This window comes from Bhargavaea massiliensis (genome assembly GCF_018390575.1).
In the GTDB taxonomy this organism is placed as follows: domain Bacteria; phylum Bacillota; class Bacilli; order Bacillales_A; family Planococcaceae; genus Bhargavaea; species Bhargavaea massiliensis.
Map to the genome: position 1 here is coordinate 42,119 of NZ_JAHBCJ010000009.1, position 20,130 is coordinate 62,248.

24 protein-coding genes are annotated in these 20,130 nt (G+C 55.4%); 5 read left to right on the forward strand and 19 right to left on the reverse strand.

The window, feature by feature from the left end:
• Positions 1-142: 142 nt before the first annotated feature.
• Entirely contained in the window at positions 143-1,141 is a 999-nt protein-coding gene (locus KHA84_RS13190; protein ID WP_236823282.1) for a YeiH family protein, read from the reverse strand.
• A 107-nt stretch (positions 1,142-1,248) separates the two neighbouring features.
• Here KHA84_RS13190 and KHA84_RS13195 point away from each other — a divergent pair, with 107 nt between their 5' ends.
• Positions 1,249-2,130 (forward strand): LysR family transcriptional regulator, encoded by an 882-nt coding sequence (locus tag KHA84_RS13195; RefSeq protein WP_213423984.1) that lies wholly within the window; start codon positions 1,249-1,251, stop codon positions 2,128-2,130.
• A 645-nt stretch (positions 2,131-2,775) separates the two neighbouring features.
• Here KHA84_RS13195 and KHA84_RS13200 read toward each other — a convergent pair.
• Positions 2,776-3,210, reverse strand: a complete 435-nt coding sequence (locus KHA84_RS13200) for a hypothetical protein (RefSeq protein ID WP_213423985.1) — start codon at positions 3,208-3,210, stop codon at positions 2,776-2,778.
• A 321-nt stretch (positions 3,211-3,531) separates the two neighbouring features.
• On the opposite strand from KHA84_RS13200, the gene pepT reads away from it, so the two are divergent.
• Both pepT and KHA84_RS13210 read left to right on the forward strand, forming a co-directional pair.
• Entirely contained in the window at positions 3,532-4,758 is a 1,227-nt protein-coding gene (gene pepT, locus KHA84_RS13205) for a peptidase T (RefSeq protein ID WP_213423986.1), read from the forward strand.
• A 12-nt stretch (positions 4,759-4,770) separates the two neighbouring features.
• The gene (locus tag KHA84_RS13210) at positions 4,771-5,736 is read left to right on the forward strand and encodes a DMT family transporter (protein WP_213423987.1); all 966 of its coding nucleotides are present in this window, start codon (positions 4,771-4,773) and stop codon (positions 5,734-5,736) included.
• A gap of 56 nt (positions 5,737-5,792) precedes the next feature.
• On the opposite strand, the gene KHA84_RS13215 is transcribed toward KHA84_RS13210, so the two are convergent.
• The 3 genes from KHA84_RS13215 to KHA84_RS13225 all read right to left on the reverse strand — a co-directional run bounded on the left by KHA84_RS13215 (position 5,793) and on the right by KHA84_RS13225 (position 8,237).
• On the reverse strand, positions 5,793-6,197 hold the full coding sequence (locus KHA84_RS13215) for an NUDIX hydrolase (RefSeq protein WP_213423988.1): 405 nt from the start codon (positions 6,195-6,197) through the stop codon (positions 5,793-5,795).
• Positions 6,197-7,540 (reverse strand): peptidase MA family metallohydrolase, encoded by a 1,344-nt coding sequence (locus KHA84_RS13220; RefSeq protein ID WP_213423989.1) that lies wholly within the window; start codon positions 7,538-7,540, stop codon positions 6,197-6,199. The genes KHA84_RS13215 and KHA84_RS13220 overlap by 1 nt, the downstream gene beginning before the upstream one ends.
• Before the next feature lie 139 nt (positions 7,541-7,679).
• On the reverse strand, positions 7,680-8,237 hold the full coding sequence (locus KHA84_RS13225) for a YusW family protein (protein ID WP_213423990.1): 558 nt from the start codon (positions 8,235-8,237) through the stop codon (positions 7,680-7,682).
• Between the two features lie 231 nt (positions 8,238-8,468).
• Between KHA84_RS13225 and KHA84_RS15435 the strand changes: the two genes are divergently transcribed.
• Positions 8,469-8,576: a putative holin-like toxin gene (locus KHA84_RS15435; protein WP_221761803.1), complete on the forward strand. Its 108-nt coding sequence runs from the start codon at positions 8,469-8,471 to the stop codon at positions 8,574-8,576.
• Between the two features lie 179 nt (positions 8,577-8,755).
• Here the strand turns inward: KHA84_RS15435 and KHA84_RS13230 are convergent, their stop codons facing one another.
• The 7 genes from KHA84_RS13230 to KHA84_RS13260 form a co-directional block, all read right to left on the reverse strand.
• Entirely contained in the window at positions 8,756-9,850 is a 1,095-nt protein-coding gene (locus KHA84_RS13230) for an ABC transporter substrate-binding protein (RefSeq protein ID WP_213423991.1), read from the reverse strand.
• Between the two features lie 123 nt (positions 9,851-9,973).
• The gene (locus tag KHA84_RS13235) at positions 9,974-10,753 is read right to left on the reverse strand and encodes an ABC transporter ATP-binding protein (protein WP_213423992.1); all 780 of its coding nucleotides are present in this window, start codon (positions 10,751-10,753) and stop codon (positions 9,974-9,976) included.
• A gap of 4 nt (positions 10,754-10,757) precedes the next feature.
• A complete protein-coding gene (locus tag KHA84_RS13240; RefSeq protein ID WP_008299404.1) occupies positions 10,758-11,564 on the reverse strand; it encodes an ABC transporter permease in 807 nt (268 codons plus the stop codon).
• 127 nt (positions 11,565-11,691) lie between these two features.
• Positions 11,692-12,108: a hypothetical protein gene (locus KHA84_RS13245; protein WP_035001931.1), complete on the reverse strand. Its 417-nt coding sequence runs from the start codon at positions 12,106-12,108 to the stop codon at positions 11,692-11,694.
• A gap of 129 nt (positions 12,109-12,237) precedes the next feature.
• A complete protein-coding gene (locus tag KHA84_RS13250) occupies positions 12,238-13,242 on the reverse strand; it encodes a sodium:calcium antiporter (RefSeq protein WP_213423993.1) in 1,005 nt (334 codons plus the stop codon).
• A complete protein-coding gene (locus tag KHA84_RS13255; protein WP_213423994.1) occupies positions 13,243-13,713 on the reverse strand; it encodes a YaiI/YqxD family protein in 471 nt (156 codons plus the stop codon). It lies immediately after the preceding gene.
• Complete coding sequence (locus tag KHA84_RS13260) at positions 13,710-14,273, reverse strand: ATP-binding protein (RefSeq protein ID WP_236823283.1); 564 nt, start codon at positions 14,271-14,273, stop codon at positions 13,710-13,712. The genes KHA84_RS13255 and KHA84_RS13260 overlap by 4 nt, the downstream gene beginning before the upstream one ends.
• A 94-nt stretch (positions 14,274-14,367) precedes the next feature.
• On the opposite strand from KHA84_RS13260, the gene KHA84_RS13265 reads away from it, so the two are divergent.
• On the forward strand, positions 14,368-15,072 hold the full coding sequence (locus tag KHA84_RS13265) for a hypothetical protein (protein WP_236823284.1): 705 nt from the start codon (positions 14,368-14,370) through the stop codon (positions 15,070-15,072).
• Between the two features lie 63 nt (positions 15,073-15,135).
• On the opposite strand, the gene KHA84_RS13270 is transcribed toward KHA84_RS13265, so the two are convergent.
• The 7 genes from KHA84_RS13270 to KHA84_RS13300 all read right to left on the reverse strand — a co-directional run bounded on the left by KHA84_RS13270 (position 15,136) and on the right by KHA84_RS13300 (position 20,108).
• Complete coding sequence (locus tag KHA84_RS13270) at positions 15,136-15,834, reverse strand: MerR family transcriptional regulator (RefSeq protein WP_213423996.1); 699 nt, start codon at positions 15,832-15,834, stop codon at positions 15,136-15,138.
• A gap of 318 nt (positions 15,835-16,152) precedes the next feature.
• On the reverse strand, positions 16,153-16,707 hold the full coding sequence (locus tag KHA84_RS13275) for a sulfurtransferase TusA family protein (protein ID WP_213423997.1): 555 nt from the start codon (positions 16,705-16,707) through the stop codon (positions 16,153-16,155).
• Positions 16,708-16,758: 51 nt separating this feature from the next.
• Positions 16,759-17,148 carry a DsrE/DsrF/DrsH-like family protein gene (locus tag KHA84_RS13280; protein ID WP_213423998.1) on the reverse strand — a complete coding sequence of 130 codons (390 nt, stop codon included), beginning with the start codon at positions 17,146-17,148 and terminating at the stop codon, positions 16,759-16,761.
• Between the two features lie 63 nt (positions 17,149-17,211).
• Entirely contained in the window at positions 17,212-18,015 is an 804-nt protein-coding gene (locus KHA84_RS13285) for a sulfite exporter TauE/SafE family protein (RefSeq protein WP_213423999.1), read from the reverse strand.
• Positions 18,012-18,365: a rhodanese-like domain-containing protein gene (locus KHA84_RS13290; RefSeq protein ID WP_213424000.1), complete on the reverse strand. Its 354-nt coding sequence runs from the start codon at positions 18,363-18,365 to the stop codon at positions 18,012-18,014. Before KHA84_RS13290 ends, KHA84_RS13285 begins: the two co-directional genes overlap by 4 nt.
• 35 nt (positions 18,366-18,400) lie before the next feature.
• Complete coding sequence (locus KHA84_RS13295) at positions 18,401-18,661, reverse strand: metal-sensitive transcriptional regulator (RefSeq protein ID WP_213424001.1); 261 nt, start codon at positions 18,659-18,661, stop codon at positions 18,401-18,403.
• 43 nt (positions 18,662-18,704) lie between these two features.
• Positions 18,705-20,108, reverse strand: a complete 1,404-nt coding sequence (locus KHA84_RS13300; protein WP_213424043.1) for an MBL fold metallo-hydrolase — start codon at positions 20,106-20,108, stop codon at positions 18,705-18,707.
• Positions 20,109-20,130: the final 22 nt, after the last annotated feature.

Genomic DNA, 20,130 nt, shown 5'->3' on the forward strand with positions numbered 1-20,130 from the left:
TCGTCACTCTCGAGAGGCGAATCGTCATTCTCAAGTGATGAATCGTCATACTCACTGGCAGAATCGTCACTCTCAGCTCACTTATCCCGAAAAACCCAAAACACCCCTGCAGCCACTTTCGCTGCAGGGGTTCAACTATTCATCAAACGACGAGCCGTACATAGCCATAGACGATGGCAGCCAATACCAGCGAACCGATCAGGCAGGCGGCAAACGGCCTGAATCCCGCTTTCCGGAACGCATTAAAACTGACCCCCAGGCCGATGCCGGCCATCGCCATCGCCAGCAGCAGATAAGCAAGGTCGACGAGGCGCGCGGCGACCGTTTCCGGCACAATCCCTGTTGTGTGGACGGCGCTGACGGCGAGGAAGCCGAGGATAAACCAAGGTATCGGCAGTTCCCGGAACGTCAGGCGCCCTCCCTGTTGTCCTTCTTTCTTCATCTTCCGGGCGGCATAAATGCCGATGCCCGCCGCGACAAAGACAAGGAGGACGACGCGTGTCAGTTTGACGACAAGCGCAAAATCAAGCGCTTCGGCCCCTGCCGCGTCCCCGGCCGCGACGACGTTTGCAATCTCATGCAGCGAACCGCCGGCAAACAGGCCGTACTGCTTCTCGGTCAGTCCCATGACCGGGTGCAGAAGCGCATAGGCGAAAGTGAACAGCGTCCCCACGATTGAAATGATCGCTACGCTCACCGCGGTCTCTTCCGGCTTGGACTTGACCTGAGAAGAAACCGCGCCGATCGCAGCCGCTCCGCAGATACCCGTGCCCGCCGCGGTCAGGAACCCGATTGCCGGATCCGACTTCAGCAGTTTGGCCGCAGCCCAGACCGCTGCGATCCCGACGGCCACACTGATGGCCGCGAGCCCAAAAGCTGTCCAGCCGGCCTCCGCCAGGTCACCGAGATGCAGCCGCATCCCGAGCAGGATGATCCCCGCCCGGAGCAGTTTTTTCGAGGCAAACTTGAGTCCGCTCCCCCACTCATCCTTCACCGGCAAGAATGTATTCCAGAGCATGCCGAGCAGGATCGCAAACACGAGCGGCCCGATCAGCGATATATATGGAAGGCCGGCCGCGAGCTCTGCGAGCACCGCAAGCAGAAGCGTCAGGCCGATTCCGATCCAGAATCCTTTATTCATGAATGTTGCCCCTTTCCTTGCCTTCATTATAGACTTACGGTGTCAATCATTAAAATGAACCTTCATGATAGAATCAATCAGAAATTCTGATGGAAAGGAGGCAGGATATGCTTTTGGAGCAATTAAGGACATTCACCGAAGTGGCAGAGCGCAGGAACTTTACGAAAGCGGGTGAGGCGCTGAACCTCGCCCAGCCGACTGTCAGCCTGCACATCAGACAGCTGGAGGAGGAATTCGGCACGGCGCTTTTTATCCGGTCACGGAAGCAGTTCAGCATCACGCCGGCCGGGCAACTGCTTTACGAGCGCGCCAGGCAGCTGCTGACGCTTGCGGAGGAAACGAAGGAAGACATGATGCGGCAAAGCGGCGAGCTCACCGGCACGCTGACCATCGCTGCCAGCTACACGATCGGCGAATACGTGCTCCCCCGCCTGCTGGAAGATCTGCTCGCCGCCCATCCGAAGCTGGAAGTCATCATCTCCATCAGCAATACCGAGGAGGTCGAGGCCAAAGTGCGCGAGTTCCGATGCGATGTCGGCTGCATCGAAGGCACCGTCCGGCTTGACGGTCTCACCGCCGTCCCGTTCATGGAAGATGAGCTGATTGTGGTCTGCGGAACCGGCCATCCGCTTGCCGGAAAGGCCGACGTCACCCCTGAAGACCTCCAACAGGCGCGCTGGATCACCCGCGAGGAAGGATCCGGTACGAGGGAGCATACCGACCACCTGCTCCGCTCCCTCGGACATGTGAAACCCGGCCGCATGATCATCGGGTCGAACGGCGGCGTTATCCAGGCGGTCGTCGCAGGACTCGGCATCGCTGCGGTTTCCGTCCATGCAGCGCAGGACGGTCTTGAAACCGGCCGTCTCGTGCAGCTGGACGCCAATATCCCGCCGCAGAAGAGGACGTTTTCCGTTCTTCATGCACCGGCGATGCAGGGCCATGCCGCCGTATCCGCGTTCCTGGAGGCGGTCGGCAAGAAGAAATAAAACGGCACACCGGATGCACTTATGTTTTACTGTTTGTTTAATTTGGAGGTAGTTTTTGTAGACGGTGAGGTTTTTTCGCCTGCAGTACTTATTTGCGATTCGTCCTTAGGTATATGGGCCTGCGCTGTATGGAGTGCTTCAGCGAGGAGGTGGCCTGCTGTTTTGGGTGAGTATCCATTGCATTACGCAAGGTGTCAACTCTCCAAACACCTCCGGCACGTAATTCCCTTATTATCTCGAGGAACTTTGATTCCGAGAAGGGCTTTCATACCATTTGGCTTTAATACCATTTAATGAGACAAAACGTTATGTTAGAATTGTTGAACTCTACAAAAAGGAGAGGTTACATGAAAGTACTACTAATATTAAATATTGCTGTTTCTGTGATTTCCTTGCTTTTAAAGTTGTCAAACAATTTGTTTTCTATTCCAGTTGTTTTCTTTATCCTGCCTATTATCTTTGCTACATATAGCTTCCAATTAATAAAGAAGAACAAGAAGAAAGAAAGTTATATTTTTGTCGGGGTTACAACCGTCTTGACATTACTGGCTCTAAGTAGTTTTCAGTACTAATAAAAAAGTTCCGACATTAGTCGGCACTTTTCATAGGGAGTCTGTATGTACTTACCCCCTTGTCTAAGTCTAATTAATATGGGGTTACACTCCAGGAAACCGGGACATGCGTATAGTATGGACGTTGATAAGGGTTATCTCGGTGCAACTTATAGTCATATGTAATAACTACCTTAAAACCATTGTTTCCGGCGCCGTGGTTAATTGCTGCAGCAATTGCACTAGCAGCTCCCGCGTAAACGAAAACTTTTGCTAGCGTAGAGAAGATACTTTTTCTTTCTAGAATAGTGGAAACACCGCCAGCCCCAGCACCGTAAATACCTAAATCTGTATTTGTGATATAAATAGTTTCCCTATACTTCACGTTGTTATCGTAAATTGGTACAGGATACTGACCATAATTGGGTTGAACCTCAAATTTAGAAGCCGAGGCAACGCCGCTTCCTGAGACACAAACACCTGCAAACGCCACAACAATTACCATCAAAAGTTTTACCATATTCTTCATTCTATTCCTCATTTTGGTTTTATTATATCACAGAATAGAAACAAATTTAACCCTTTTCTTGATTTTTTGGATAATTCATTGACGTATGTAGTTGCTGTAAATTTGTTTCACATTTCTATGAGGCGAGAAAGGACTTTCCCATCTCACAAACTCGAGGAGAGCCAAAATTCCCATTTTTCAGCTGTCTCGAGTGTCACCGTATAGCTTGAAATATTTGTCGGGACGAACTACATAATGACGGGCTTGCTTACCCTCCATAGGGAGACATGCTAAAATGGTACTATTCCGAATTTACCCAACTCCAGAGGGGAGACCGTCAAAATGAAAGAGAAACTGATCGAGCGCCTCGTGCGCTACGCAAAGATTGATACACAGTCCAATGAAGAAAGCACTTCGACGCCGTCGACGGAGGGCCAGTGGGACCTGCTCCGCCTGCTCGAGAAGGAAATGGCGGAGATCGGCCTGACCGAGATCACGCTGGACGAAAACGGCTACCTGTTCGGTACGCTTCCGGCGAACACCGACAAGGAACTCCCGGTGATCGGCTTCCTCGCGCATGTCGATACGGCGACGGATTACACGGGCAAAAACGTCAATCCGCAGCGCATCGACAACTATGACGGATCCGACATCAAACTGAACGAAAATACTGTCATGGCCAGGTCCGTGTTCCCGCAGCTGGACAACTACAAAGGCCACACGCTGATCACGACGGACGGCACGACACTTCTTGGAGCCGACAACAAGGCGGGCATTGCAGAGATCATGACGGCGATGGAATATCTTGCGCAAAACCCGGATATCAGGCACGGCAAGCTCCGTGTTGCATTTTCCCCGGACGAGGAAATCGGCCGCGGGCCTCACAAGTTTGACGTCGAAGCGTTCGGTGCGGACTACGCCTACACGATGGACGGCGGCCCGCTCGGCGAGCTCCAGTATGAAAGCTTCAACGCAGCTGTGGCGAAAGTGACGTTCAACGGCACGAACATCCATCCCGGCTCCGCAAAGGACAAGATGGTCAACTCGATCCTGATTGCCCATGAGTTCCAGGCGGCGATGCCGGCGGATGAAATCCCGCAGAAAACCGATGATTATGAGGGCTTTATCCACCTCATGTACGTAGACGGTTCGGTCGAGAAGACCACTCTCTCCTACATCATCCGTGACCATAGCCGCGAGAAGTTCGAAGCGAAAAAGCAACTGCTTGAAGAAACAGCCGCCAAGCTGAACAGCCAGTACGGCGAAGGCACGGTCGAACTTGAGCTGAATGACCAGTACTACAACATGGCGGAAAAAATCGAGCCTGTCATGCATATCGTGGATATCGCATCCGACGCCTTCAAAAACCTCGGCATCGAACCGAACATCATCCCGGTCCGCGGCGGCACGGACGGCTCGCAGCTTTCTTACATGGGTCTGCCGACACCGAACATCTTCACGGGCGGCGAGAACTTCCACGGCAAGTATGAATTCATCTCCGCCGACAATATGGAAAAAGCGGCGAATGTCATTATCGAGATGGTGAAGCTTTACGAAGAACGCGCATAAGGGGGCCGTATCATGAAGGAGATTACGCTTGGCATTTTCGCTGCATTATTTTTTGCAGTGACGTTCGTCCTGAACCGCTCGATGGAGCTGGACGGCGGCAGCTGGATGTGGAGCGCCTCGCTCCGGTTCTTCTTCATGGTGCCGTTTCTTCTCCTGATTGTCGCATTGCGCAGGGGTCTGGGCACTTCTTTCTCTGAAATCAGGCGCATCCCGGGCCCGTTCATCCTCTGGAGCTTTTTTGCGTTCGTGCTGTTCTACGCGCCGCTCACGTTTGCGGCCGCATACAGCCCGGGCTGGCTGGTTGCGGGAACGTGGCAGCTGACCATCGTGGCGGGCGTGCTGCTCGCTCCGCTGTTTTTATACACGATTCACACGGCTGACGGTGAAAAAAGGGCTCGTCACCGGATTCCCGTCGTCTCCCTCGGTATCTCCTGCATCATCCTGCTTGGTGTCGTGCTGATCCAGATGCCGCATGCAGGAACGGTAGACGGTCGGACTGTTCTGCTCGGCATCCTCCCGATTGTCATCGCGGCGTTTGCCTATCCGCTCGGGAACCGGAAGATGATGGAGACACTCGGCGGGCGGCTTGACACGTTCCAGCGGGTGCTGGCGATGACGCTGGCCTCGCTTCCGTTCTGGCTCCTGCTTGCCGGCATTGCGGTTGCGACAGTCGGGTGGCCGTCCTGGGGACAGATGGTCCAGTCGTTCATCGTCGCGGTCTCGTCCGGAGTCATTGCGACCACACTGTTTTTCATGGCCACCGACCTTGCCCGGCACGATCAGGGGAGGCTCGCTGCAGTCGAAGCGACCCAGTCGCTCGAGATCGTCTTTGCCCTTGCCGGAGAGATGATCCTGCTGTCGCTTCCGCTCCCCGGCCCGGTCGCCCTCGGCGGCATCGCCGTCATCATCGCCGGCATGTCGCTGCACAGCTTTCAGACCCTGCTTGCGAAGCGAAAATCCATTGCTCAAGCTTCATAGAACAAACGTCAAAGGACCGCTCCGATCATTTCGGAGCGGTCCTTTCACATGGGGACTTATACCGTTTGAGAGGACTCTGTCTCCCCAAGCAGGGACAGCAGAACCGGCCGGTCTTCCGGGAAAGAGAGTTCCAGGGAGCCCAGCTCGTCTTTAGCCTTCCAGGCAATCTCATGGATCAGTTCGTCCGGGTCGCAAATCTCCATGCGGCCGCCGATAATCGTTACCTCAAAATACCGGACCTCAACCGCCCCGTCCGACTTCACGAATAGCGGCCGGACAACCATTCCCTCGTACCCGGTCTCTTCTTTCAGTTCACGGAGGCAGCATGCTTCAAACGTTTCTCCGGCTTCCTTCCCACCGGATGGCACAGCCCATTTCTTCTCCTCTTCAGGTGTTCCCTGAAGCACCATCAGAAGCCGTCCTGCTTCGTCCAGGCAGACCGCCGCTGCTCCCTGCCACATTACCGCTTTCCGCTCCTCTCCCACCATGTCTCGTCCGGATAGTCTTCCTGCCATTTCTCGAAAAGCGCTTCCTTGATCTCCTGATTGAAAAAAAGATCGTCCTCGATCAGCATCCGGTATCCCTCACTCGGGTCATTGCCGGAAATCCATTGATAGGGTTCTGCCGCCTGATTGATGAAATGAGAAGTTGTGGCATCCTCAGTTATGCGGGCCTGTGCTTCTTTGACCACGTCATACGCCTGTTCAGGATCAAACAACAGAGTCAGCTCGGCAAGCAGCGCATAGTCGAGGAACCTCATATCATACGGGCGGGATGCCCTTTTTTGCTCGAGGCTGTACATCAGTTCCTTCCATTCCCTGGCATGCAGTAAAAGGGTGTGCTGATAATCTTCCACCTCTTTGGCTGTCCGGCTGCCTTCCGCAGCTGACCAGGCAGCCAGCACCTGCCCGGCTCCTTCAAAGTCATCTTTGAACAGACGATCATGAAATTGCTTCACCTTTTCCTGCATTTGTTCTTCATCTTTCCTATAGGCATTCATGAGTGAACCGCTGAAATCAGCACTGCTCTTGCCGGTGAGCTTCTCCAGCCGGGCATAGAACTGGTCCTGCGATGAAGAATTCATGAGCAGCAAAACGGACTCCTTTCCATACTGCTCAATCAGATGCGCTACCGCAAAATAGCTCTGTGCATAAATGTCGCTGTGCTCGAGGGCGGCCAAGAAGTCTTGGCGAGTGCCGATTTCTCTGAGGTCACGTGAAATCTCCACTTCATTTGGGTCAGCAGGGGGGAGGGGGTGCTGGACATACATCGCCAGGCCTTCCTCAAACCATTGGGGGATTGTCCCGGGCGGAGTACCGTGAAGGGCCTGATACTGATGCGAACGATAATGGACATATTCGTGGAGCAAGACGGATTTCCAGTCGGAAATGCCGGAGCGCAGCGTGGCCGTAGACGTTTTCCAGTTATACACACCTACTGATTGATCAGCAACGCCTTCTCCCAAAAGGCGATCCGAGAAACGGACAGTCAGCCGCGCTTCCGGAGCTTCACCCAATAGTCCGGAGACCACCGGCTCCATCTCATGCAATGCAGCACTCACCTCATCAGCCAGTTCCCCCTCACCATCACGATATAGAATTGTGTACGGCCCCGACTCCTGTACCCTGCCGGTCCGCTCCGGCCATTGGATTGATCCGATTACTGCCAAAACCAATACTGCAGCACCAGCCAATATGGTCAAAACAAACAGAGACACGGATAACCATGCCTTTTTCATCTTATACAGTACGATTATTCCCGCCGAAAACAGTGCGAGACTGCTGATGACCGCTAGTAAAACCATGACTCCTCCATTATTTGCCTTTATGCTAATATTAGCATCACTTATGCTTGATCGCGACAAGATATTGAAAATTCCATCTAAATGTTTCAAACACAAAAAAACGCCCGCTCACTGTGAATGGTGGCGAACGTTTTCCTGATCATTTTTCCACTTCAAATTCATGCTTGGTCCCGTCGCTGAATCTCAGCTCCAGGGAAAAGTCGGTGAAGTCTTCCGGCAGGCTGAAGGTTGAGAGAATGTTCTGGATCTCTTCTTCCTGGTTGGAGGATGGCGTGATCTCCAGCTGTTCCACTAGAGGATAAAGGTCGTTAAAGGCCTGGATACCCTGTTTTTTGATGCCGTTCATGTCGTCCTCATAGCCGGCAACGACTGAGTTGTCCGGTTTGAGTTCAAGCTGGGCCTCGTACTCTTCATCATTGTCATATTCGACTTCCAGTTCAAACTCCGTATAGTCCAGTGCCTGCATCTTCTTCCTCATGTCGGCCTGGCCGCTGCCGTCAGAAGCCTGAGATTTAACCGGTGACTCGCTGTCCGTGCCGGTCGCCGATTCTTCTCCTGTGTCGCCATTCTCTGCTGCCGTGGTTTCAGCTGCCTCCGCTTCTTCCTCCGGCACCGCTTCCTCCGCTCCGTCCGAACCGCATGCCGCCAATGCAAGCGACCCCGCGATGACGATCGGGAATGCAAATTTCGCTCTCATCCTGATCCCTCCTTCGGTGTCTTGCTATACGCATTCCCGGTGAACGGGGCTGCTACACTTAGACTTTTGGAGGAAATCATTTCTTGCGCCACCCAAAACGGCCCTTCCCGGGGGTATATAGACCCCATTGAGGAAAAACCCTAACCCGAATAGGAACGTACGTTCTGTTTTGTGGTATAATAAGTGAGCAGCCTTGTCCGGACGGCATACCCCGGGGAGGGGGTGATGCCTTTGACCGTCGCCGAAGCGGCCGGATTGATCATTCAGGTGGCCGGCGCCATCGTCGGCCTGCTGACGCTTGTCGTGACACTGATCGTCGCCATCAGCAAAAAAGAATAGCCGTCCCCCTCGGCCAAGGTTGGGACGGCTCTCGTCGTATCCGCCTGCCCCGTTCGGGCACAGGCTGCACCGGGCCGGATGTTCGCGCATCCGGTCCTTTTCGTAGTTCCTCTTTCTCATGTCATTATACCTTATCGGACCGGCTGCCTCAAGAAAACTCCGGTTTCTGAAACGCGCGGTCAGTCGCGGTCATACGGCCCGAGGATCTCAAGCGCTTCTTCCGCGATCGATGTGTCGATCGCCTTGTCGAAGTCGATCTCCCCGGAAATTGCGCCGGCCGCTTTGTAGTGTTCGTACTGCTCCCGGATGTTGTCGATGAACATCTTGCCGTCCGGATCAAGGCCGGTCACCTGCACCTGCTCCCACATTTCCGGATCCTTCAGCGCGGTGTGCTTCACCATGATGTCGATGATTTCATCCTTGCCTTCATCCTTCTGGAACGCATCGTTGTAGTCGCGCAGGCCCTTCAGGTAGGCGAGCATGAAACGGAGCGAAATATCTTTCTCCTGCGTCATGAACTGCGGCGAGCCGAGCACCATCGCCACCTGGGTTTCCGGTGCGAACTCGGTTGCATCCCGGAAGCGTTCATGCATGCCCTGCAGGACGCCCTGGGCAATCAGCGGCTCGATGCTGAGCGCCATGTCGACCGTTCCGTTGTCGACCGCTCCGAGCATGCTGCCGAAGTCTGCGATCAGGACAAATTCCACTTCCTCCTCCGTAAAGCCGGCATGCTCGATCAGCTTGTCAAAGAAGTAGCTGTCGATTGAGTTGCGCGACGAGACGGCGATCTTCTTGCCCTTGATGTCGGCGTATTCCTCGATGCCGCTGTCCACGCCCCTGACGAATGTAAAGTACGACTTGCCCGGGACGTTATGGCCTTTGTCGGCGATAATCCGGACGTCGATGCCCTGTGCGATCGCGTTAAAGAACGAAGCGGTCGAAACGCCGCCTGCGATGTCCACCTCGCCCGCTGCGACCGCAGGCAGCATCTCGTCACTGTTGGCGAACTGGGCAAATTCCACGTCGATGTTGTAGTCCTCGAAATAGCCCTTTTCCTTCGCGATATAGAATCCGGCACCCGAAGCGGCACCGTCCTCCGCGATCGTGACCGTCACACGCTCTTTAAGCGGTGCCAGGTCCCCCGATGGATGCTCGCCTTCCGGAGGATCCGCGGTCTCCTTCGGCGGCGCGGGCTCTTTTTGTGTGCATCCGGCCAAAAGCAGAAGGGCTGCCGCAGCCGCGGCGAAGCCGGCCTTCAATTTATGTTTCCCCACACTGATCCCCCATCTCTCTGTCTTTTCCCGACAGGCCGGACTGCCGGCCTGTAATTGCCTTCGACCCATCAATGACCTTGTTCGCTTACGAAATCACCGAATCGGCGCAGGAAAAACCGGCATTCAGCCTCTCGACCGCTGCACTTCGTCCTGGAGGTGCTTCAGCACCCTGACGAACTGCTCCGCGATGTCCGGGTCAGCCCGGATCGCTTCCATCGTCCTCGGCCTCGGCGCCGCCACCCGGATCTCCTCGGAAATCCTTCCCGGCTGGGCGCTCATCAGGAGGATCCGGTCGGACAGGAGCAGAGCCTCGTCAATGCTGTGAGTGATGAACAGTACCGTCTTTCTCGTCTCCGCCCAGATCTGCAAAAGCTCTTCCTGGAGGATGAACTTATTCTGCTCATCAAGCGCGGCGAACGGTTCATCCATGAGGAGGATTTCCGGATCGTTTGCAAATGCCCGGGCAATCCCGACCCGCTGCTTCATGCCGCCGGACAGCTCCTTCGGGAAGCGGTCAGCGAATGCCATCAGCCCGGTCTTCTCCAGATAATAGTCGGTCCGTTCTTTCACGACCTTCTTCGGAAGCTTCCGCATCTCAAGGCCGAACGCGACATTGTCTCGGACCGTGAGCCATGGGATGACCCCCCGCTCCTGGAACACCATCGACTGTAGCGGCCTATCCTCCTTTTCCGTGGCGATCTCGTATCCGCCGGCGCTCGGCTGCTCGAGGTCCGCCAGTATCCGGAGAAGGGTCGTCTTGCCGCATCCGCTCGGGCCGACCAGGCAGACAAACTCCCCGTCTAGGATGTCGAGCGTCACATTGTCGAGCGCGGTGATGCTTTCACCCTTCTGGTAGAACACCTTCGTCAGATTGCGGATCCGGATCTTTACGTCATCCTTCATCCCGTCACCTCCATCTCAGGATTTTCCGCTGGAGCCCGCGCAGCAGGAGCGAGAACAGATAACCGAAGAATGAGATCAGGATAAGTCCGACATACATCTCCTGCAGGAGGAACGCCTTGTAGGAAGTCCAGATCAGGAATCCGATCCCCGATACCGATCCCATCATCTCCGCGGCGACGATCGTCAGAAGGGCAATCGCCTGGCCCATCTGGATTCCCTCCAGCATAACCGGGAGCGCGCCGGGGAAGGCGATTTTGAGAAAGTAGTCTTTGGAGTCGGCCCCGTAGTTTTTCGCGAGATCCATGTGGATCGGGTCGATGTTCATGACGCCGGCCGCCGTGTTGATGACAACCGGGAAAAACACGCTTCCCGCGATGGTCACAACCTTCGACAGGTCACCGATGCCGAACAGGATGATGATGATCGGCAAAAGCGCCAATGTCGGGATCGGCATGATCGCCATGACGATCGGCTGGACAAAGTGCCGGATCGGCGAATAGAGTCCCATGAGGAGGCCGATGATCACGCCGGGGATGACCCCGAGCAGGAAACCGCCGAATATCCGGTAGAGCGAGACTCCGATATGCGTGAGCAGTTCTCCGCTTGCCGCCAGGTTCCAGAACGTCTCGAGGATCGCCGTCGGCGGCGGGAAAAACCTCGGATCGAGGACCGCTGTCCGGGACAGCACTTCCCACAATAGCAGCATGAAGATCGGGGAGGAGACGGTGAGAAGCTGCTTCATCCGTTCCTTCATCTGCCGTTTTTTCCATTCGGCCCGTTCGACCGCGACCGGGTTATGGTCCGATGCCATACGCCTTCACCCCTTCCCGTACAGGATATGAGCCCGCCCGGACGGATGTCTGGGCACCAAAAAGCCCGCCTCGTTTGCCGGGGCGGGCAGTGGGGTGTCCGGCTGTGCATACAGGCGGACGGTGCGATCAGGTCCAGATCAGCCAGATCAGGAAGCCAGTGATGAAGAACGCGTCGGCAATCGCCAAAAACAGGCCGAGGTCCCGCTTCCGCTTCCTTTTCCATACCGACGTTTTCTGTCGCGGCATGCTGTTATGCAGGCTGACTGCGAAAAGGGCCGCCGACAGGGCCGTGACGGCCGGGCTGGCGGTCACGAGCGATGCCAGCATATAAAACAGCCACCTGCGGCTGAAATTGAGCGCAAGCGAAAGGGTCAGCAGCGGAAGGCTGTCCTGTTTGATGGCAAGGTCCTCACTCGGCGACAGTTCGGCAATTCCCCTCGCTTCTTCAGGCTGATCGTGAAGATAGCCGAGGTTGATCCAAAGGACCACCAGGCAATAAACCATGATCATGAACTCATCGAAGATACCGGCCATTTCACTCATCTCCGTCTCTCTCCAAGAAGATTTGCATCTCCCTGCGGATGAATGCTTAGGCGCGGCATGAACCGCGTCTGTCCCTATCATGGCCGCCGGGAGGGTCTCTTAGACTCTATACCCGGATTTTTCTTCCACTCATCCCTGGAACATGAGATAAGAGGCGATAAAATAGCCGATGACAATCAGGATGGCCGGCACCATGTAAGCGGCATGGGATGCGGTCTTTTTCCTCGCAATGGCCAGAAGCAGGACTGCGGATAGTGCCATGACGACCAAGGCGGTGATCCGGTGGGACGGGTCCGCAACCGAGAGGACCGCCCCATCGCGATAAAACAGATCGGCCAGGAAAATGATGAGCATGTTGAACATGTTGCTCCCGAGAATCGATCCGAGCGCCAGATTGACATTTTTCGCCCGAAGTGCAACAAAGACCGAGACGGCTTCCGGAAGCGACGTGGTCGCGGCAATCAGGAAACTGCCGACAAAGCTTGATCCGAGACCGGTGATCACTGCGATCCGGTCGCCCATAATTGACAGGACGGTACCGGCACCCATAATGACCAGCGCCGCAAGGGAGAAGCCGATCACGGCTCGGCGGACGGTGATGCCATCGTCTACGCCTTCATCGGAAGTGACAGCGGTGTCGGGCACCGGGACAGCAGGTGTCGGTGCTTCGTTTCTGGAAATGCGTCCGACGACCACCATTCCGATTGCGTACAGAATCACAAGCGCGATCGAGTCCAGTCCGACGCCGAACACTTCCCATTCCGGACGGAACTGAAGCGACAGATACGTCACCGCCATGAGGACCAGGCCGGTGCCTGCCGTGTACAGGTGGTTCCGGCCCGCCAGCTCCAGAAGATGGTGCCTGCGGTAGGCGAGGTCGAAGCAGGCGAAAATAAACAGGTTGAACATATTGGATCCGACTACGTTCCCGATCGCGATGTCGGGGTTGCCGATCAGAACTGCGGATACGCTTGTCGTCACTTCGGGAAGCGACGTCGCCCCCGCAAGAAGGAGCGTACCGACAAGTAGGCCGCCCATCGCCGTTTTTGTCGAGAGCACATCCGCGTAATTGGAAAGCTTGATCGCCGCGAAAACAGTTACGGCGGCGGCCAGGATAAACCAGACAAAAGCCATTTACATTTCCTTCCCTTCCTCACACACTGCCTTGCCTGAAATTCCAGAAAGCAGCGCATCCAGATTGCGTTCAAACCGGAGATTCGCCTCCGGCCTGCGTTTTTTTGGTCCCTTCATGCGGCCGCCCGCTTCACGCACTTTCTTCGAAACATACCTGCTCATCAACAGGCCGTCGATATTGTCTTCCGTATAGAGACGTCCATTCTGGTCGATCGGCCGTCCGCCTTTGGCGAGCACCATGGCGGCAAGGCCGTAGTCCTGCGTCACGACGATGTCCCCCGGACTCACCCGGTTCACGAGAAGGAAATCCACTGCATCGGCACCTTTGGAGACGATGACCGTCTCTGCGCCGTCCCGGTGCATTTCATGCGCGGTATCGCACAGCAAGGTGACCGGTATGTCATGCTTCCCCGCGGTGCGGATCGTTTCGTCCACAACCGGGCAGCCATCCGCGTCAACAAGAACCTTCATCGCCCGTCCTCCGTTTCCCCGCCGGCAAGCCCGGTAATCCGCCTGATGACGGATTCCGCGTCATCGGGCAGGCGAACCGTGAAAAGATGCTCCGCCTCATCTTCCGACGGAGCGGCAACCGGAAAAGCTGCCTTCTGCCGGTCAAGCAATTCATCAAAAGTAAGGCTCACCCGGAAGATTTTCGTGCTCCGGCCGCTTTCCCTGATGCGGATCCGCAGATGGTCTTCAGGAATATTGAAAAAGACGAGAACTGTCGTGAAACCGTGTTTCCTGTAATAATCCAGCCACTCCAGCCGCGCTTCCCGGCCCAGATTCGAGTTGGAGATAATGAGATGGAGGCCCGTTTGCCGGACCGCGTGCTCGACCAGCGTCTGTGTAAGGGCGTATTTGAGCGTGTTCGGCCCCTGGGCCGGGAGCAGTGGCGGATAATGCCGGTTCAAAAATTCCGCCTGCAGATCCTGGTCAATCACGACCGAGTCGGCAAGCGCTTCGGAAAGTTGGTTTGCAAATGTGGTCTTCCCGCTATGTGTCTTCCCAACCGTCATGATAGCCAATCGCATGCCGGACTCCCCCTTTCTGAATAGTTTCAAGATAGCACAATGAACCGCCGGACGCATTCCGGACCCCGTCGCATTGCGGTATAATGGCGATATGATGAATCTGACCCAGGAACAAAAGCGCCAACTGAATAGCTATAGCATCTACATCGGCGAACCTGCACATCCCCTGTTTACCCTGAAAACGCTGAAATCCGACCCGGAAAGCGCATTGCGGCTCGTTCGCGCTGTTAGCGGGGCAGAAAACCCGACCGTGGCGGCCTCTTACTTCAGCAGGCGTGCCGGCATGTGCACAGCCTTTCAACTATACACACTGATCGTTTATGAAGAGGTTTGGGAAGGGCCGAATGACGCCCTCCAATTCGGCGCTGTAGAGGAATTCGGCAAGCTTTCCGTCAGCATGTTCCTTAATGGCGGCGACTACACCATGGCAGAACAAGCGGATTACACAGAAATCATCCGGAAACTCCTGCAGGCTTATGTAAAAGAGGTCTCCGATGCGCTCCTGACGGTTTCGGCAGCTCCGTCCCTCACCCATTGGGAGAACATGTTCGGCTTCCTGCTCTACCACCTGCATGTGCTGTTGTCGGACCCGGGGACCTCGCCTGACGCAGAGGCCGTCATGAACATCCTGAAAGATGGCCGGACATGGGAGGGTCTTGCAAAGGAATCTCTTTTCGCCAGGTATCTCCGGGGATCGCATCCGTCACTTCTCCTCAACACAACCGTCCGCACGACGTGCTGCCATTCAAAAGACGTGCCGGGTCTCATGCAGTGCGGCTACTGTCCGCTGAAGAGATAACCCTTTTCCGCCAAAACAAAAACAAAGCTGCGGGGATCCAAATGATCCCTGCAGCTTTCCTTTTTATCCGAACAGCTTCGCGAAGAACCCCTTTTTCGGTTCCTCCGCCTGTTCGGCGATCATGCCTGCTTGCTTTTCACGGTCTTCCTCAATCTGAATCAATACTTCATCCAGCACTTTCTTCATGAGCTGGACTTCCTGCTTAAGCGACTGGTTTTCCTTGATGACGGCGTCTGCCTGTTCCTTGGAAATCGCCGGCTCTTCGGGGAGGTTCTTGTTCAGCTCACCGATCATCTCGCGGACTTCACGGATCTCCTTGATCTCTTCCTCTTGCTTAGCCGTGTTTTCAACGAGTGCCTGATGAATCCGGTCGTTTCCTTCCACCTGGCTTTTCGCCATTGTCATCAGCAGTTCTTTCAGCTGCTCGTTGGCCTGCTCCTGCTTCTCCAGTTTTTTCAGGAGATTGATGAACGTTTCCGGGGTTGCCGGAATGTTTTCCTGGCGCTCCACGACCAGGCCGCCGAACCGGTCCAGCAGGACGTCTTCCACTTCGCGGTAGTCGGTCCGCTTCATGCCCCTTTCGCGCTGGGCGTTGATGACTTCCTGGATGGTCTTGATCCGCTCGATCTGCTCCTCGTTGTACATGCGGCCGTGGACGAAGTCCTGTTCCACGTCTCCGATGAGTCCGCGGTCCTCCCAGTTGCGCAGGGTGTGCGACTCAATGTTGAATTCTTTTGTAACGTCTCCTATGTATTTAACCAAGGGTCCTGCTCCTTCCGGTTGATTGCTTATGTTAGGCGCTCTCCATCTCCCATTGTAGCACGGAACCAGGTTAATGTTAGGGGTGAATCACTCTAATGTTAGGATGACGGATGGTGAAGATGGGGCGAGTGCTTTCAGAACGGTGGTGAGTGCTTCGAACGGGAGACCCAGTGCTTCCGAATCTCCCTCGAGTGCTTCGAACCTCACCCCAGCCCTTCCTAAAAAAAGCCAAGGACAAACTTTCCTTCCTCTGCTCCGTCTCGCTCTACAAAAACACGGCAACGGATGCGCTCCGTTGCCGTTCTGGTTAATTTTTATTTATTCGACCGGGCCGTCCCACTCGCCCATTCCCGGTGCCACACGGATCAGGTTTTTACGTCCGAGTGTTCCGAGCGTGTCGCACGCCATGCCCGCACGGCCGCCGGAGCGGCACATGATGTAGACATCGCCCTCTGCAGGGATTTCATCGGCGCGCTGTTCAACCTGTCCGAGCGGAATGTTTTTCGCGCCCGGTGCGTGACCTGCTGCGAACTCATCCGGTTCGCGGACGTCGATCAGCGTGACCGGGCCTTTTTCTGAGATCTCCAGGTATTCTTCATTCGTAATGGTCTTCAACGGCGATTCCTCCTTGTCGGTTGTCTTTCCGCCTTTGCGGACATAGTGCTTCAATACATCGCCTTCTTCGACGAGTTCCATGTATTCGTGCCCTGTGTTTTTTGCCCACATGGGAATGTCCGCGATCGATCCGCGGTCGGTCACCACCACTTCCAGTATGTCTCCGGCCGACAGCTCTTCAATCGCTTTTTTCGTCCGGACGACCGGCATCGGGCACGCGAGCCCTTTTGCATCCAATGTCTTCGTCACGTTCTCCATTTTTGCATTCCCTCCAGAGCTTTCTATTAATCTTTTCCGTATTCCCTTCAATCAGAACGTTAGCGTGATGTCCGCGTCTTTCGCGTACCCGAGGAACGTCACCGCGCCGCCGACTTCCGTACCATCCGCGAAATCCTCTTTCTTGAGGCCCATGACGTCCATCGTCATCTGGCAAGCAATGAATTTGACGCCGAGTTCCTGCGCCATGCCGACGAGTTCTTCGATCGATGGGACGTTCGCATTCGCGAATCCTTCTGCGAAGTGCTCCTTGCCTTCCGGCATCGGAAGCTGCTTCATCCCTTCCTTGTGGATCAGGTTCAGACCTTCGAATGTGAAGAAGATCTCGACTTCCCCGTCCGTTGCCGCTGCCGCGGTTGCGATATTGAATACTTTGTAGGCGTCGAACATACCGCCGTTTGCTGCGATGATGGCTACTTTCATGTTTGAATTTCTCCTAATATACGGTTACCCGTTCGGGTATATTGACATTCAAAAAAATATTGGTTACAGCATTTGCATGAACAGGTCGCGCCAAATGTTGATGGCGGTCGCCGCAATAAGAATCGCAAGGATCCACTTAAGGACCTTCGTGTTCATTTTCTGGCCGGCCTTGGCCCCGATCGGTGCTGCAATGAGGCTCGCCACGATCATGATGACCGCTGGCCAAAGCAGGACCTGGCCGGTGAACACCTTGCCGGCGGTCGAGCCGATCGACGAAATGAACGTAATCGCAAGCGATGTCGCGATGGTCATCCTTGTCGGGATGTTCAGCACCGTCAGCATGATCGGCACGAGCAGGAAGGAACCGGCCGCGCCGACGATGCCGGCGCCGATGCCCACGATAAACGCGAGCACTGCCGCCAGCGGAATCGAAAACGAAACGTCTTCCGCCGGCATGTCCGGGACTTCCTTTTTCGGAATGAACATCATGACGGCGGCAATGGCTGCCAACACACCGTAGACAACGTTCACCGTCATTTCACTCAAGCCGGAGGATTCGAACCCTCCGATGAAACTGCCGGCCAGAATGGCCGCGCCCATAACCACAATGAGCCTTTTGTTCAGGTAGCCGCTGCTGCGGTATGCCCAGACCCCGCCGATTGTCGCGAAGATCACCTGTACCGCGCTGATGCCGGCGACTTCATGGGCCGTGAAGGCCGCGAAGCCGAGCATCGGCGGAATATAAAGGAGCATCGGGTATTTGATGATCGACCCGCCGATTCCGACCATGCCGGAGATGAATGAGCCGGCAAACCCGATCGCGAACAGGGTCAGGATCAGCGGCAGTGTGAGTTCCGCGCCGCTCACCCGCTATAGGCTCCCATGCCGCCCCGGACATTCACGACGTTCTCAAAGCCGTCTTTCTTGAGGATCCGCGCGGCTTGCGCGCTCCGCATGCCGCTCTGGCAGATCACGACGGTCTCTTTGGACTTATCGAGGGAATCCGTCTTGGACGGCAATGTGTTCAGCGGGATATTTTTAAATTCCTTGATGTGGCGGGCTTTGTATTCCGCAGGAGTCCGGACATCGACAAACTGTACCGACTTATCGCCGAGCTTGTCCTTCAACCCTGCCGCATCAATGGTCCGCACGCCCTTCGCCGGCATCATCCGCCAGGCGAAAAAGGCGACAATGATCAAAATGATCAGCCATTCCATGGTGATTCGCTTCCTTTCCTGTGCTTCACGCCGGCTCAGCTCGATTTGACGAGCAGGTCGATCGCTTCCTGGACTTTATCACTGGTTTCTTCTCCCGACTCGATGCTTTCACGCACGCAGGCTTCGAGATTGGTGCTGACGACCACGCCGACGGTCCGGTCGATGGCACTTTTGATCGCCCGGAGCTGCATGACGACATCCCGGCAGTCCCGGCCTTCCTCCATCATTTGGAGGACACCCTTCACTTGACCTTCCACTCGCCGCATCCGGTTTTTGACTTTCTGATCGTATTCCATCTTTTTTCTCCTTTCCGGACCGTCCAGCCCGGGCGGTCGGGTTTTACTTCACTGTATCATAACCTTTTCGTTCATACGCACCGAATCCTCCGGACATGTGGGAGACTTTATCAAAACCGCGTGCTTTCAGGATGCTGGACGCGATTGCGGATCGCGCGCCGCTCTGGCAGTGGACGAGCAGTTCCTTATCCTGTGGCAGTTCTTCATCCCAAAGATGGCCGAGGAAGTGGTGGGTCGCCTCGGACATCCGTCCGCCTTCCCATTCGGAATCGTTTCGGACATCGAGGACATACGTGTTCTCGTCTTTTTTCGCTTCCACAAACTCTTCGACGGTCAGGGTTTCATACGAATCCGTCTCCGCTGCGGAAACCGCGGTTTCCGGGCGGACAAATGCAAGGATCCGGTCAAAGTGGATCGATTCGAGTGCTTCACGGATTTCCTCTTCCCGGCCTTCTTCGGCAATGACGAGAAGATCCTGGTCGTATCCGATCAGCCAGCCCGCCCAGTTGGTGAACGATTTATTGAACGGGATATTGATGGAACCTTTGACGAGCGCTTTTTCGGCATCTTTTGCCGGGCGTGTATCCAGGACGAGTGTGCCGTCCTGTCCGCGGAGCCGGTTGAATTCCTGTGCGTCTTCAATTGTCCGGATAACTTCCCGGTCCAGGAGAGCAGGCCCTTCTTTGTTCACTTTCTTCATCATGGCAAAGTATTTCGGTGCTTCCGGCTGGCCGTCAAGCAGCTGCTTCACAAACTCATCCCGGTCGTTTTCCTTCATCGCCCAGTTAAACTGCTTTTCGTAGCCGACTGTCGTGAGAGGAACCGCTCCTAGCGACTTGCCGCATGCGGAACCTGCCCCGTGGCCCGGCCAGACGATCATATGGTCAGGAAGCTGTTTGAACTTCTGGACCGAGTCAAACATCTGGACGGCACCTTTTTCTGCGGTGTCCGCAAGGCCTGCCGCTTTTTCAAGCAAGTCCGGACGGCCGATGTCTCCGACAAAGACAAAGTCTCCCGTGAAGATGCCCATCGGTTCCGTCGCGCCGCCTCCGCGGTCCGTCAGCAGATACGAGACACTTTCCGGCGTGTGGCCCGGCGTGTGCATGACTTTGAAGTCGATGTTTCCGATCGAGAATGTATCCCCGTCCTTAAGAAGAACGTGATCAAGTCCGTCTGTGTATTGGTAGCTCCAGTCTTCTCCGCCTTCACCCGGCAGATAAAGTTTGGCGCCAAGGTCTTCGGCCAGCTGGCGGGCACCGGAAGTGAAGTCGGCATGGATATGGGTTTCCGCGGTAGCCGTGATGTTGAGGCCTTCTTTTTTGGCGCGCTCAATGATGGCCTCCGAATGGCGGGGCGGATCAATGACAATCGCTTCACCCGTGCGCTGGCAGCCTACAAGATAGGCATATTGAGCAAGACGTTCATCAAAAAATGATTGGAAAAACATATTCAGCTGCATCCCTTTCCCT